Consider the following 12,760-nt stretch of genomic DNA (forward strand, 5'->3'; position numbering starts at 1 on the left):
GAGGCTGATTACTTGGTGGCGTCCGCGTAGCGGGCGGCAACCTCATCCCAGTTGAAGACGTTCCACACGGCATCCACGTAGTCCGCCTTGACGTTCTTGTACTGGAGGTAGAAGGCGTGCTCCCACATGTCCAGCAGCAGCAGCGGCACGAGGTCGATAGAAAGGTTGCCCTGCTGATCAGTCATTTGCTCGATAACGAGGCGCTTGCCCACCTTGTCGTAGCCGAGCACAGCCCAGCCAGATCCCTGCAGGCCCAATGCCGCAGCGTTGAAGTGCGCCTTGAACGCGTCGAAGGAGCCAAAGTCCCGCTCGATTGCCGCGGCCAGGTCGCCGGTCGGCTCGCCGCCGTTCGGGGAAAGGTTCTTCCAGAACAGGGAGTGGTTGGTGTGGCCACCAAGGTTAAACGCCAAGTCCTTGGACAGCGCGGTCACTGCCACACCGATGTAGCCGTTCTTGCGGGCATCCTCCAGCTTTTCCAAAGCTGCGTTGGCGCCGTTGACGTAATTCTGGTGGTGCTTCGTGTGGTGCAGCTCCATGATTTCGCCGGAGATGTGCGGCTCGAGGGCATCGTACGCGTAGTCGAGCGCGGGAAGTTCATAAACAGCCATGCTGGTCCTTTCTAAGACTGGTGCCCCCAATGATAAAGGAAATGTGATCTAGCGCAAGGTAACGGGGCGGGTGAGCTGCGAAATAATTGCCCCAATAAACGTGTTATCCCAGTAGCACCTGTTGAAGAAAGGATCATTACCTATGGGTTGGATTTTTGGTAGGCAAGCGCGCATGGTCACCCAATCGGAGGCACTGCCGGGGCGTGACACTCCAGTACTGGAGGATCCGAAACCACATGCGGTTTTGGGCACGCCGATCACTGGCCCGTGGCGGGCCGGGCAACGCAGCGTGCTCGTCGGCATCGGTTGCTTCTGGGGTGCGGAAAAGCTGTTATGGAACCTGCCGGGTGTGGAGTCTACGTCCGTAGGATATGCGGGTGGTTTCACGCCGAATCCCACATATCGTGAGGTGTGCTCTGGGCAGACCGGGCATGCGGAAGTGGTGGAGGTGGTGTACGACCCCGAGCGTATTAGCCTCGACGAGATTGTGACGGTAGCGCTGGAAAACCACGATCCCACGCAGGGGAACCGCCAGGGAAACGACACGGGCACCCAGTATCGTTCTGTGTTTTACACCCTCGGCCAAACGGCGCGTGACGACGCCGCCCTGATCCAGCGCCGGCTCGACGAGTACGCGCCCCGGCTGGCGGCCCACGGTTTCGGGCCGATCACCACGGAGGTGGCTGAATTGTCGGGGGCGTATTACCGGGCCGAGGATTACCACCAGCAGTATCTAGAAAAGAATCCCACGGGGTATTGCCCGGTTCACGCAACTGGGGTGACCTGCGGCTAGCTGGCCTGTGCCACCAGTGCGGCTAGCGCGGTGGCCACATCGGCGTTGTTCGCCTCGGTGGGCTGGAACACGCCCTCGACCATGCTGTCGTTGAGGCTGATGGAAACGTGCTCATCTACGGCCGGAGCCTGCAGCTTGGAGACGATGGTGCGCCAGTGCTCGATGGCGGTGTGGGCACCACTGTAGGCGTAGCCCACAAACATCACAGGCTTCCCGGCCCATTCGGCGGCGAGGTGGTCAACGGCGTTCTTGAAAGCGCCGGAGACGGATCCGTTGTACTCCGGGGTAACAAATACGAAGCCGTCGCAGGCATCGATGGTCTTGCTGAACTTTGCGACGTGGGGATCGTCATAGTGCTTGTTGTTCATGCGCGGGAGAATCGACGTGGTCAGCAACGGCAGATCAAAGGCCTTGAGGTCGATGATCTCAAACGTTGCCTCGGGGTGTGCCTGCGCCTGTTGCGCAACCCACTCGGCAATATGGTCGCCCAAGCGTTCGTCGCGGACGCTGCCGATAATGATTCCAATCTTCACGTGTGTACTCCTTGTTGAGTGAGGTTAAGAGCCTTTACTTATAATAGACATTGCAGAGCCGTGATGACGCCGTGGTGCGCATTCGACGGTGCCCGCCACCGTGCAGTACTGGCAAGGATCGGGTGCGCGTTGTCCATTGCAAACGACATTTCTGCGCGTGAGAGCATCTCAACATCGTTCAGGTAGTCGCCGAAGACAGCGGTGCGTTCCATGGGCACCCCCAACACTTCTTGGAGCCGCGCCAAGGCGACTCCCTTATTCATGGTGGCGTCCATAATGTCGATCCAGTTGGGGCTGGAAATCGTGCCCACATGGTCGGGGCCAAGTTCAGGCAGCGGATAGGATTCCGAACCATCGAAGGCGAAGATAGCGATTTTCACGCACGGCGCGTCCACCTGCCGCAAGTCCTCGACCACGGTGCGTGCCGCATAATACTTATCCACTTCCGCCAAAAACTCGTCGGAATCATCCTCGACATACGCGGAGTCTGCGGTGCATAACACTAAGCTCGCGTGCGCGGCGGTGGCCCGCGCGGCGTCGATAATCGAACGGACAAACGCCGGATCCAACGTGGTGGAGTGCACTACCTCACCGTTGTGTACGAGCACGTTTCCGTTTTCCGCAATGAGGGTCTTGGCGTACGGAAACATGAGCGCGAGGGTTTGACGTTGGCGGCCGCTCGCGGGCACAAACGTTACCCCGAGTTCGTTCATATGCTCGACCATGGTGGGGAAATGCTCCGGCACCTTGCCGTGGGCGTCCAAGAGCGTGCCGTCCATATCGCACACCACTAGCTCGGGCGCCGGCGGCGGGTAATGGTCCAGCGTCTGCCCGCGTCGCCGATCCAGATGCCGCGCAATCATCCCGCAGGCCACCGGGCCTTGCACGTCGTTGGTGTAGTTGTCGCCAACCATGATCGTGCCGGCGGCCGACACCCCAAGCCGGTCCAGCGCAGCCTGATAGCAGCGCGGATCCGGCTTAGCAAACCCCAAATCCTCGCTGGCCAGCAGGTGCACCCCCGGCAAATCCAACCCGGCGCGTTGCAATTTCTGCCGCTGCACCGCCAACGAACCGTTGGTGAGAATCCCCACCGTTGCGCCGGTAGCTAGCGCGCGTTCAAGCGCGTCAAGGGCATCCGGGTATGGTCGTATGGCATCCGAGTACAAGCGCAAAAAATCTTGGAAGAGCTCATCCGCGCGACCATCGGGGCATTGCGCCTGGTGTAAGTAGTGCCGGATTCGCTCGCGGCGCTGCTCCGCAAGGGAAATTTCGCCCCGCTCATAGACGGAAAACCAATACTTTTCGAGTTCGAACCAACGGTTGATGTCGGGTTCGATTCCCCCGTGCGCGGACCAGCGGACAACGGCATCATTGACTGCCTGATAGTGGTCTACAAGAGTGCCGTCTAGATCAAAAAGAATCGCGTGGTATGTCACATGGGCACATTCTACGGCGCTCCGGTCGTGGGCGCTGGGGACCATCGCCGAGGCGGCGGCTTAGGTAGATTTCAGTTTTGTTTGGGCGCGTGCTGCGGCATCCCGGGCGCCGTCACTCGTTACAGTGGGGGCATGATTGGACAAGGTTTTCGAATCTTCGCGGCGTTGGCGGCGGCGCTTTTGCTGAGCGCCCCGAGCGCGGCGGCGGCCGTGTCCACCATGCCCGCCGTGTCCGTGCTGGACCCGCACGATGTACTCAGCGACCAAGATGAAGAGCTTTTGCGGGCGGACGCCCGCGACCTCGACCTTCCCGAGAGCGTCAGCACAGTTACTTATGTGGCGTTCGAACGAAACGACGACAATTTAAACGATACGGTAGAGCGCGAAATCCGCGCCTCGCGGCCGGACTTGATTGCCGACAACGACGATGCCTGGGCGCCGGGTGCGTTGATCTTTGCCTACGGGCGGGATCCTCGGCGCAGTGGCGTGTATTGCGGTGACGATATGTGCGCCCAATTTGATTTGTTTCACGGCAACCACCTTGACCGCACCCGCGAGGCGATGCACCCCGCGTTTACCAAGGGCAATATCACCGCGGGTTTCCTGGAAGGCACCCGGTACGCGGTGGATAGCAGCGTTATTGCCATGGATCGCGCGGAGGAACGCAAGGAGAAAAAGAACGATAATGTGTTCACCAAGGTGTTCATTGCGGTCGGTGGTTTAGGGTTATTGGCCCTGGTGGCAGCCATTATCCGCGCAGTGCAGCGCTATCGCCGTAATCAGGAGCGCCAGGCCGCGGAGGATTACGAGTACGTGATGCTGCACTACGCCGAGATCGCCCAGCGTTTGGACGGTATTGACGTTCGAGCCAATAGCCTCACTTCGGAACTTGCAAACGATCAGCTGCGCCGAGAATGGGCGGAGGTGCGGGATCGGTTCCTCCAGCTGCATGAATCGCTGGTGACGCTGGCGGAACCAAAGTCGGACAATGCCCAGCAATACGCCGAGCTACGTGAGACGGTGGAGCAGTTGCTGCGGGCGGAGTCAAACATTGACTCGCTGTGGGAGATGGAGCATGGTAATCAAACCCAGCGGCGCCGCGAGCTCGACCGCCTCTATGACGACGCCGTACGGGCCGAAACCAATATCAACGGCCATCGTTTACAGGAACGCCTGCGGGGGATCCAACAGCGGATTACGGATTTGAAGCAACGCACCGCCGCCGCGGACTTCATGGATACGTACGCCGGAATTGTTCACGATTATGGCGTTGTGCTGCAACTCGTGCGCGAGGAGGAGCTGGTCCAGCCCGAGGCATTCGAACCGCCGAAGCTGTACGATTCCACCTACCGTATTGGCACCGGTTATGCGAATTTCCTGCCCTTCGCCGTGATGTACACCCAGTACACGCAAACCATGGCGGTTTCGTCGGGCTATAGCGCCGGCGTATCGACGACGTCCTTCAGTTCCGGGTTTTCCGGCGGGGGAGGATCGGGAAGTTTTTAGCGATGAGCCAGCCAAACAACGGAAGGTAGGCAATCCCCAACGCCCAACCTGCAAGGACGTCGGTGGGCCAGTGGTGCCCCAGGTAGACTCGTGTGGCGCCAATGACTAGGGCGAAGGCGCCAGCTAAGCAATACGCCCACGGTTTGCGCACTAGAAGCGCAAGCACACCGGCCACGAGCACCGCATTCATGCTATGGCCGCTGGGGAAGCTCCACGTGGTTTCGTACGGTGGGACGGCAAATACCAGATCCGGGCGTGGCCGTTGCACGATATTTTTGATCGCATGTGAAGTTCCGCTCGCCGCCCCGCACGCAAGTCCGATGAGACATACCGGCGTTACACTGCGCCTACGCCAGCTCATTATCGACGCCGCGGCCACCGCCAAGGTTCCCAACACCGGCATCCGGCCAAGGTGTGTCACGAGCGTAACCGTGTGTTCGAAGATGCGGTTGTGGGTCGCGGCGTCGAAAAGCAGCTGATCAAAGGCGGTGACGGCGGCGCGGCAACTGGCGAACATACAGAAGATTGTAACGTCTGAGAATTCGGGCACACTTCCACGCGTACACCTTGTAACCGGAAATAAACGGGCATACGCTTGGTGGAAACGGTACATCGGCTGAAAGAAGGCGGATATGAAAGTCAGCGTCGGCAACAAAGTTGTGCTCATCGGCGCCGGAGACGTCGGGGTTGCATACGCATACGCGTTGGTCAACCAAGGCACCTGCGACCATCTTGCGATCATCGATATTGATGAGAAAAAGCTCGAAGGTAACGTCATGGACCTCAACCACGGCGTCGTCTGGGCCAGCTCCCGCACCAAAGTAACCAAAGGCTCCTATGAGGATTGCGCGGACGCCGCCATGGTGGTTATCTGTGCGGGTGCCGCCCAGAAACCCGGCGAAACTCGCCTGCAACTCGTGGACAAAAACATGAAGATCATGAAGTCCATCGTGGATTCCGTTATGGCCAGCGGATTCGACGGTATCTTCCTCGTGGCGTCCAACCCTGTGGACATTCTCAGCTACGCCGTGTGGCAGTACTCCGGCCTGCCGTCGAGCCGCGTCCTTGGCTCCGGCACCGTGCTTGATTCCGCCCGTTTCCGCTACATGCTCGGCGAAATGTATGAGGTGGCACCCACCTCCGTGCACGCCTACATCATCGGTGAACATGGTGATACGGAGCTGCCGGTGCTGTCCAGCGCAACCATCGCCGGTGTGTCCATGCGCAAGCAATTGGAAAAGGACCCTACGCTGGAAGCGCGGCTCGAAAAAGTCTTCGAAGAAACCCGCGACGCCGCGTACACCATCATCGACGCCAAAGGATCAACCTCCTACGGCATCGGCATGGGGCTCGCGCGTATTACCCGCGCCATCCTGCAAAACCAGGACGTTGCGCTGCCGGTGTGCTGCCTGCTCAACGGAGAATATGGGGAAGAAAACATCTACATTGGCACGCCGGCGATCATCCACCGTAAAGGTGTTCGCCGTGCCGTGGAGCTGGAACTCACCGATCACGAAAAGGAACGCTTCAAGCATTCCGCCGACACCTTGCGGGCCGTGCAGGAGAAATTCTTCCCAGCGAAGTAGCTTCGCGGCAGTGGCCATGTCCGCGGTGAGCCTGCCGAGTGGTGCGGTATCTTCGAGGGCATGGCTAAAAAGAAGAAAAACGAACAACTGCCCGAGGGTATGAGCCGCAGGCAGGCAAAACTTGCGGCTCGCGCCGCCGCCCGCGCCGCCCTCGTGACCGACCCGCGCCCATATGGTGGGCTTCCCATGGAAGCGGAACTGGTGGCGATGCAGGAGTTCGTCCCCTCCGCCGTGGCAGCCACCACCGTGGGCGGCATGGACGTCAACATTGTGACCGTGCTGCCGGGCGCGGTCGCGGGCTTGGTGCGGGAAGCTGAGCTCGGTGGCGAACGTTTTGTGGCATTGCAGGTGCGTAACCGTTCCAACAATCCTGGGCGCGACCTAGCCTACGCGCTCAATTGGGTGATAAATGCTGCCCCTGGTAGCACCCTGCAATCCGGTGCCAATGATGGCACCCAGCCGGAAATTGGCTCCCTGCTTGCGGACGCAACATTGGACATTGAGGCACATCAGGATTTCCAATGGTGGCTGCCGGAAGGCACGGAACTCAACCCCGAAATGGCGCAATCCCTGCGCGCGGCGAACGACTCCGTCATGCCGTCTTGGCCGGTACCCGCGGAGATTTCCGGGAGCGCCTGGTGGATCGATGCTGGGGAAAAGGCCCACATTCGGTGGGTGCGCACCGACGACGAGGAGCCGCTGCTGCGCGCCTTGGCCCGCATCGGCGCGGCGGGGCAGTTGCACCTTGGGGAAGACACCAAGTTCGCCGGGGTGTTTCGTACCCACGGGATCGTCGTGCCCGTGTTCGACCTCGACCCGACAGTGCCGCATGTCGAATTCGCCGCAGCTATGACCGCGTTGGACAAGCTGATCGCCGCCGAACTTGATAACGATGCCCAGCTCAACCCAGCGGAACGGCGCCAATTGGAAAACATTAAGTCCCGCCAGGTGACCATCCGCTAATTACGGCAGCCAGGCATCGAGTTTCTTCATGACATCCTCGTCCATGGCCTTATTCGCCTCTTCGGTGCCACCAAGTCGCAGCATCCCTACCGTTTCAGGTGCCCCAGGGGCATGGCCGGCATCGGGATAGCTGTGCACTTCCGCTCGTTCCCCAATGCGTTGCTTGATCTTGCGCGCGGCGTCCGCAGCATTCCACATTTTGTCCTGCTCGCCGGCGACAAGAAAGTACTTTGCTTCCGTGTTTTCAACCTTGATGCGAGCCTGCTCCAGCTCCTCCGCGGAAGACCTTTCGAGTACGGAATCGTAGCTATTCCGAAAAGTCACTGGCATTGCTAAAAGCATGCGGAACATTTGGTCCATGAGGACTTGACTTTCGGTCTTGCTGAAGTGCAAGAACGGGAGATCTTCGCCCTTCCAAGTAAACGACGGCAACGATTCGAAATAATCGCTGCCCAAACCCTGCCAGTGGTGCGCGGGCGGCGCGATGGCAGCCACATACTCGATTTCGGGGTAATACGTGGACAACATCAGCACAAGCTCCGCGCCTTTCGAAGCGCCGACAACACTGATGGGCTTGGAAAGGTGGGGGAGGGCGTCGTCGAAAAGCTCGAGCGGTACTCGAGTCAGATTTTCGCGCTGGCCCTCCTGCCCGAAGAAGTACAGCGCGTAGACTTCCCTGCCGGTTTTGGCGATCTCGGCGGCATCGTATGGATTGGCGCTGCCCTCGGAGCCGCCGAATATCACCACCGTGCCGGGGTGTTTCCGTTCCTTGGGCATCAGGTGAAAGCCCTTGGCGTATCCATCGGAGAAATCGGTAATGGTTACGCCCTCAACGTCCGGCGGCCGATCGGGGATGGACACGTCCCCGGCCTGGGATTGATTCCATGTTCGAATTCCAAAGAGTACCGCCGCCAGCAGTGCCAAAAGTATGATAAAAGCTAACAGGATTCGTAGAAGTATACGAATGGCATTCATAGCGAAATTTTATCACGCAAACAAGTGGCACTCAATGATTTTTGTGGGGCCTAGGGCAGCCACTCCAGCAGTTTCTCCATGACATCGTTGTTCATCTCATGGTTGGCTTCCTCGAAGCTGCCGAGGTGTAAATCTTGAAACCTTGGAATGTGGCCGAGGGAGTAAGCACTTTCCCGCATCCGGATAGCGGTGCACTTCCGCGCGATCTCCCGCGAAGCGTTCAATTTCCTTCGCTGCGGATCCGGAATCCCAAAACTTATCCTGTCCGCCCGCCGCGATAAACAGGCGCGCCTGGGAGTTTTCCACCTTAATGGGTGCCTCTTTTCCCGCGAACCCTTGGAGGCGCCCCCGGGTAGGTGGTGCCCTGCCAATGATGCGCCGACGGGTTAATGGACACAGCGTTATTTACCTCCGAAAAATACGCGGACATAAGCAGCGCCGTTTCCGGCCCGGTGGAAATCCCCTTCACGGTGATGGGTTTTGAAAGCTCGGCAGCGATATCCTCGAACAGCTCCAATGGCATGTTTTCTAGGAATTTGTGCTCCTGACTTTCACAAGTGTTTGTTGGGTTTTGGGTTTGTGGGGCTGTGGAATGTGTGTTTGTGGCCAAGCATGGGGGAAAACTGAGGTTTTGCGGCATTCCGGGTCTGCGCATACGGATGTTGAATTGGCTGCGTTGCATGCTGCGGCGGTGCAGGTTTTGGATTCGATTGCGGCTCCGACGCTTGATCTGGGGATTTCGGTGGAGCCTCGGCCGGCCCCGCGGATGGATCAGATTAGCGGCTTTCGTCAGCGTGAGCAGTTACCGTTGCCGAAGGTTTCGGCTGGTAGTGCTACTGATCGGGTCTCGGGTGGCACTCCGGTGGTGGTTGGTTCGTTTAATGAATTGACGTGGCAGGTGCTGGTTGATGTGTGGCGCTGTTTGGATTTCGGCATCGATGACCAGGCGTTTATGTCCACGGTGATTGCTCGGATTGTGCAGCCTTCCGCGAAACGTCAGGTCCCAGCAATCATGCGCTCGTTGGGGCAGAAACCGTTGCACGTCAATACCATTTCAACTGTTTGAAACGGGCGAATGAACGCGACTATCACGGACGGATCGCCGTCGCGTGCATCAGGTAACCATGGTGTTATATGACGTGATCACATTATATTTTGAAACGCCGAAAGAAGATGATTTACGTCGCGTGGGGATGTCGAAAGAGCGTCGGGTTGATCCACAAATCATTGTCGGCCTGATCACAGACTGTTCGGGGTTTCCCTGCATGTGGACTTTTTTCATGGGCGTACAGCGGAAACGACCACGCTGATTCCCATGATTAATGCCTACTGCCAGGCCAACCGCATCGATCATTTGGTCGTTGTTGCAGACGCCGCGATGCTGTCTGCGAAAAACTTGGATGCTCTTGACGCGGCAGGTATTGACTACATTGTGGCGGACAGGCTACGAAAAGCCCAACCGGCGGCACCACGACAAGGCGTTCGGTTGTTGCGTTTAGCCCTAAACGCTACCGGTACGACCTGCGTTCGCTGCGCAAACAAGAAGAAAAAGCTGACGCTATCGCCGCAGGAACCAAAGCCGCCAAGCAGGTACGCTTCGTCCGTAAACAAGGCGGCGAATACGTCGTCAACGAAGCCGCATTCGACCGTGCTCAAGCCCAATCCTGTCAGGATGTGGGTTTTACTAACCACAAGAATCTCCAGCGCACGTCGGTGTTTCTGACCCGCATGTCCTCGAGCGTCAGCCCTTGCAAGTAGCAGCCACTGGTGGCGTGCTGGTCTGTGCGGGCGCTAGGCACTCTACCTAAAGTTCTTTTTCATCCCCCATTCCACCCTCCCGTTAATGGGTTCGGGGAGCGGCTGCGGAGAATAGCAGCCAGGGATTTTGGAAGAAAAAAAGTACTCCGCAAAGGGCTTCTTTTCGAGATGGATTTCGTCTGCTGGGTCCCATGCGAAAGCCCCGAGATCATGCCAAGTTTTAAATTGCATTCGCAGGCAGTCGGGGCCATTAATACCGAAGAAACGACAGAGCTCCGTGACGGTAAACTCAGCTACGGCACTGTCTTCATACAGCCTTATTCGAACAAAGCTCTCATCGGGGTGGGTATTTCCACGGTCTCCCATTTCCCAAAGTGGACCTTTTAGCAGTTCCATGTCGCTCCCCAGGTAGATACTGGTAGAGGTTTGGCTAGCACCGATTGCGGTTCCAATCCAGTACCTTCCACCAACCTTATCGGTGTGCCACTTAGCCTAAAGCATAGTTTTCCTTTGGGGATCTCTTGAACAGTCGTAGAGGTGTAGGACATAGCCTGTATCTGGGGTACTTCGGGAACTAGCCAGCACCGTCTCGGTGATATGGGTACGCAGAGTGCCACTGTGTGTTAGTTCGATGATTGGAGGGGCGGATGCCTTTATCCCGTGCGATACTGGAACCATGATCCAGAGCATTGATGCCTTACTTCATGACGCGGGTGTGCCGCGTTTCGAGCCGCCGACGAATCATTGAGCTCCAGTGAGCGAGCGCACCCGCGGATTGTCGCCGTCTCGTTAAGGAGTGGGATGCGCTTGATGGTCGCCAGCAGCGTGCGCTAGCGAGGACGCGGAGGCTCGAGTCGTGTGTCGTTTCGGCGTCGACGTCGCGTGAGCCGTAGCTAGTATGCCTATGTTGAAGCGCTGATGCGAAATTCTTTATGCCGGACGTTGCCTGACACGTCCTCGTCTTTCTGCTGTCACCGTATCTTGATCGTTCCTTCGCTGCGCTGCTTCCTCTGATTTCGTTGTTGTAGCCTTAAAGGCCTTTGCTAGTCGAGATATTTGCAGTAAACTGCCCGCCGTGCCCTGCGGGCGCGTCCGTCGAGGTGGAGGATCAGGAGCGAAATCTTGGCCCTGATGGGTACTATTCGGAGGACGAGGCGCTGCCGGACGAGGCGTGGATTGTGGCGCAGACTGATGACCAAGTGGCGGCAGTGACGGAGTCTTTGGGGGTTCGAAAATGGCGCGCACGTTGACGGGGAAGGTGTCCGCGATTGGTTCAATAAGGCGGTCCCACCACCCAGGCCAACATGGGCGAAATCGCCCTGCCAACTGGCGAAACTGCTGAAACGCAATCGGCGAACCACAACACAGCCAAAACGCCATCGCCGCAGCTAACAAACAACCCAACCAGCCGCGGCGTCGATAAGCCTAGCGCAGCTTGCTGAAAAGCTCCTCCGCTGCGACTTCATCCCACAGGACTACGTTGCCGACGTCGTAATCCGCGAAGCCGCCAACCGGTACCGTCTCTGTGATCATGCCGCCCCGCATGCGGAAACCCAGCCACGCCAAGTGCCACGCATGGTCGCCCTCACCAACCGTAAAAGACTTGGCCACCTGGTTGATCAGCGGGATTGTGCTGAACGGCCTGAACTCCGTGGCTTTGCTCATCAGCGCGCTAAAGAAGACGCGCTGGCGGGCCACGCGGTCCAAGTCGCCCTGGGCGGTGGCGCGAGTGCGCACGAAACCCAACGCGGTGGGGCCGTCCATGATTTGGCATCCGGGCTGCAAGTTGATGCCAGCGAGCGGGTCGTCGATAGGCTCCTCCACGCAGAGTTCAATACCTCCGAGGGCGTCCACAATGCCGGCGAATCCACCGAAGCCAATCTCCGCGTAGTGGTTAATACGAATGCCCGTTGCCTGTTCCACAGTCTGGGTGAGCAGTTTCGGACCCCCAAACGTAAACGCGGCGTTAATTTTGTCGTACCCGTAGCCGGGGATTTCTACATACGAGTCGCGGGGAATAGACAGCAAGGTAGGTTCCCCGGTGAGTGGAATATGAAGCAGCATAATCGTGTCGGTGCGGCCAACACCGATATCCCCACCGGTGGCCAAGCGCTCCACATCCGCCTCATCGAGGCCCTGCCGAGAATCCGAACCAACCAGTAGCCAATTGGTCCCACTGGTGTTGGACACCTGAACATCCGGGGTGGCATCCACCCGCTGCAACGACATATCAACCCACAGGATTCCGCCCACCAACAGCGTAATCACCGCCAACAACGCCAACCCGGCCATGCGCTTGAAGCTGCCTTTGGGCCGTGGGCGGCGCTGTTGGCGCGGCGCTACTCGCGGCGGCGCAGCTTGCGGGGGGACCACCCGCGGCGTTTGTCGCTGTTGGGGCGCCTGTTGCGGCACGCGCACATGGCCGACGTTGCCGGGGCGTTGGCCGCGCGGCGCACGGTGCTGCTGCAATTGGCCCTGTCCGAGCGCGGCGGAGTGACGCGCCGCGGGTTTGCGCGGCATCGCGGCGTTCGAGCGTCGAACAGGTCGCCCGAACCTATCTAAAATTGGGCGGCCAGAGCTGTCTCGGGCGATGTCATCCATG

General features: G+C 58.8%; 16 protein-coding genes. 7 read left to right on the forward strand and 9 right to left on the reverse strand.

Annotation, left to right across the window (positions count from 1 at the left end; genetic code table 11):
* Positions 1-8 precede the first annotated feature (8 nt).
* A complete protein-coding gene (locus Q4D83_RS05375; protein ID WP_303173647.1) occupies positions 9-608 on the reverse strand; it encodes a superoxide dismutase in 600 nt (199 codons plus the stop codon).
* A gap of 142 nt (positions 609-750) precedes the next feature.
* On the opposite strand from Q4D83_RS05375, the gene msrA reads away from it, so the two are divergent.
* Positions 751-1,401, forward strand: a complete 651-nt coding sequence (gene msrA / locus Q4D83_RS05380; protein WP_303173649.1) for a peptide-methionine (S)-S-oxide reductase MsrA — start codon at positions 751-753, stop codon at positions 1,399-1,401.
* Here msrA and Q4D83_RS05385 read toward each other — a convergent pair.
* Positions 1,398-1,934, reverse strand: a complete 537-nt coding sequence (locus Q4D83_RS05385; protein ID WP_303173651.1) for an NADPH-dependent FMN reductase — start codon at positions 1,932-1,934, stop codon at positions 1,398-1,400. The two genes, msrA and Q4D83_RS05385, sit on opposite strands and share 4 nt — an antisense overlap.
* Positions 1,935-1,972: 38 nt before the next feature.
* Positions 1,973-3,370 (reverse strand): HAD family hydrolase, encoded by a 1,398-nt coding sequence (locus Q4D83_RS05390; RefSeq protein ID WP_303173653.1) that lies wholly within the window; start codon positions 3,368-3,370, stop codon positions 1,973-1,975.
* A gap of 132 nt (positions 3,371-3,502) precedes the next feature.
* On the opposite strand from Q4D83_RS05390, the gene Q4D83_RS05395 reads away from it, so the two are divergent.
* Entirely contained in the window at positions 3,503-4,876 is a 1,374-nt protein-coding gene (locus tag Q4D83_RS05395; RefSeq protein WP_303173654.1) for a DUF5129 domain-containing protein, read from the forward strand.
* On the opposite strand, the gene Q4D83_RS05400 is transcribed toward Q4D83_RS05395, so the two are convergent.
* Positions 4,833-5,393 carry a phosphatase PAP2 family protein gene (locus Q4D83_RS05400; protein ID WP_303173655.1) on the reverse strand — a complete coding sequence of 187 codons (561 nt, stop codon included), beginning with the start codon at positions 5,391-5,393 and terminating at the stop codon, positions 4,833-4,835. The genes Q4D83_RS05395 and Q4D83_RS05400 overlap by 44 nt on opposite strands.
* 115 nt (positions 5,394-5,508) lie before the next feature.
* On the opposite strand from Q4D83_RS05400, the gene Q4D83_RS05405 reads away from it, so the two are divergent.
* Positions 5,509-6,462 (forward strand): L-lactate dehydrogenase, encoded by a 954-nt coding sequence (locus Q4D83_RS05405; protein WP_303173657.1) that lies wholly within the window; start codon positions 5,509-5,511, stop codon positions 6,460-6,462.
* 60 nt (positions 6,463-6,522) lie between these two features.
* Positions 6,523-7,425 (forward strand): DUF5926 family protein, encoded by a 903-nt coding sequence (locus Q4D83_RS05410; RefSeq protein ID WP_303173658.1) that lies wholly within the window; start codon positions 6,523-6,525, stop codon positions 7,423-7,425.
* On the opposite strand, the gene Q4D83_RS05415 is transcribed toward Q4D83_RS05410, so the two are convergent.
* The 3 genes from Q4D83_RS05415 to Q4D83_RS05425 form a co-directional block, all read right to left on the reverse strand.
* Positions 7,426-8,400: an acyl-CoA thioester hydrolase/BAAT C-terminal domain-containing protein gene (locus tag Q4D83_RS05415; protein ID WP_303173659.1), complete on the reverse strand. Its 975-nt coding sequence runs from the start codon at positions 8,398-8,400 to the stop codon at positions 7,426-7,428. It lies immediately after the preceding gene.
* Positions 8,401-8,450: 50 nt separating this feature from the next.
* Positions 8,451-8,624 carry a hypothetical protein gene (locus Q4D83_RS05420; RefSeq protein ID WP_303173660.1) on the reverse strand — a complete coding sequence of 58 codons (174 nt, stop codon included), beginning with the start codon at positions 8,622-8,624 and terminating at the stop codon, positions 8,451-8,453.
* Positions 8,625-8,707: 83 nt separating this feature from the next.
* Complete coding sequence (locus Q4D83_RS05425) at positions 8,708-8,923, reverse strand: acyl-CoA thioester hydrolase/BAAT C-terminal domain-containing protein (protein ID WP_303173661.1); 216 nt, start codon at positions 8,921-8,923, stop codon at positions 8,708-8,710.
* 144 nt (positions 8,924-9,067) lie between these two features.
* Here Q4D83_RS05425 and Q4D83_RS05430 point away from each other — a divergent pair, with 144 nt between their 5' ends.
* Positions 9,068-9,466, forward strand: a complete 399-nt coding sequence (locus Q4D83_RS05430; RefSeq protein ID WP_303173663.1) for a hypothetical protein — start codon at positions 9,068-9,070, stop codon at positions 9,464-9,466.
* A 201-nt stretch (positions 9,467-9,667) separates the two neighbouring features.
* Entirely contained in the window at positions 9,668-10,123 is a 456-nt protein-coding gene (locus tag Q4D83_RS05435; RefSeq protein ID WP_303173665.1) for a transposase, read from the forward strand.
* 77 nt (positions 10,124-10,200) lie between these two features.
* Here Q4D83_RS05435 and Q4D83_RS05440 read toward each other — a convergent pair whose 3' ends face one another.
* Positions 10,201-10,554 carry a hypothetical protein gene (locus Q4D83_RS05440; protein WP_303173666.1) on the reverse strand — a complete coding sequence of 118 codons (354 nt, stop codon included), beginning with the start codon at positions 10,552-10,554 and terminating at the stop codon, positions 10,201-10,203.
* Between the two features lie 644 nt (positions 10,555-11,198).
* On the opposite strand from Q4D83_RS05440, the gene Q4D83_RS05445 reads away from it, so the two are divergent.
* Entirely contained in the window at positions 11,199-11,408 is a 210-nt protein-coding gene (locus tag Q4D83_RS05445) for a hypothetical protein (protein ID WP_303173668.1), read from the forward strand.
* A gap of 175 nt (positions 11,409-11,583) precedes the next feature.
* On the opposite strand, the gene Q4D83_RS05450 is transcribed toward Q4D83_RS05445, so the two are convergent.
* Positions 11,584-12,759, reverse strand: coding sequence for an LCP family protein (locus Q4D83_RS05450; RefSeq protein ID WP_303173670.1), 1,176 nt, complete (start codon positions 12,757-12,759; stop codon positions 11,584-11,586).
* Position 12,760: the final 1 nt, after the last annotated feature.

Origin of the sequence: Corynebacterium sp. (assembly GCF_030532715.1) — a bacterium.
GTDB lineage: Bacteria > Actinomycetota > Actinomycetes > Mycobacteriales > Mycobacteriaceae > Corynebacterium.

What these genes read in the sequence shown, in the direction of transcription:
- Q4D83_RS05375 (WP_303173647.1), bottom strand. Translation starts at nt 608, where the DNA reads ATGGCTGTTTATGAACTTCCCGCGCTCGACTACGCGTACGATGCCCTC.
- msrA (WP_303173649.1), top strand. Translation starts at nt 751, where the DNA reads ATGGGTTGGATTTTTGGTAGGCAAGCGCGCATGGTCACCCAATCGGAG.
- Q4D83_RS05395 (WP_303173654.1), top strand. Translation starts at nt 3,503, where the DNA reads ATGATTGGACAAGGTTTTCGAATCTTCGCGGCGTTGGCGGCGGCGCTT.
- Q4D83_RS05400 (WP_303173655.1), bottom strand. Translation starts at nt 5,393, where the DNA reads ATGTTCGCCAGTTGCCGCGCCGCCGTCACCGCCTTTGATCAGCTGCTT.
- Q4D83_RS05405 (WP_303173657.1), top strand. Translation starts at nt 5,509, where the DNA reads ATGAAAGTCAGCGTCGGCAACAAAGTTGTGCTCATCGGCGCCGGAGAC.
- Q4D83_RS05410 (WP_303173658.1), top strand. Translation starts at nt 6,523, where the DNA reads ATGGCTAAAAAGAAGAAAAACGAACAACTGCCCGAGGGTATGAGCCGC.
- Q4D83_RS05415 (WP_303173659.1), bottom strand. Translation starts at nt 8,400, where the DNA reads ATGAATGCCATTCGTATACTTCTACGAATCCTGTTAGCTTTTATCATA.
- Q4D83_RS05425 (WP_303173661.1), bottom strand. Translation starts at nt 8,923, where the DNA reads ATGCCATTGGAGCTGTTCGAGGATATCGCTGCCGAGCTTTCAAAACCC.
- Q4D83_RS05440 (WP_303173666.1), bottom strand. Translation starts at nt 10,554, where the DNA reads ATGGAACTGCTAAAAGGTCCACTTTGGGAAATGGGAGACCGTGGAAAT.
- Q4D83_RS05450 (WP_303173670.1), bottom strand. Translation starts at nt 12,759, where the DNA reads ATGGATGACATCGCCCGAGACAGCTCTGGCCGCCCAATTTTAGATAGG.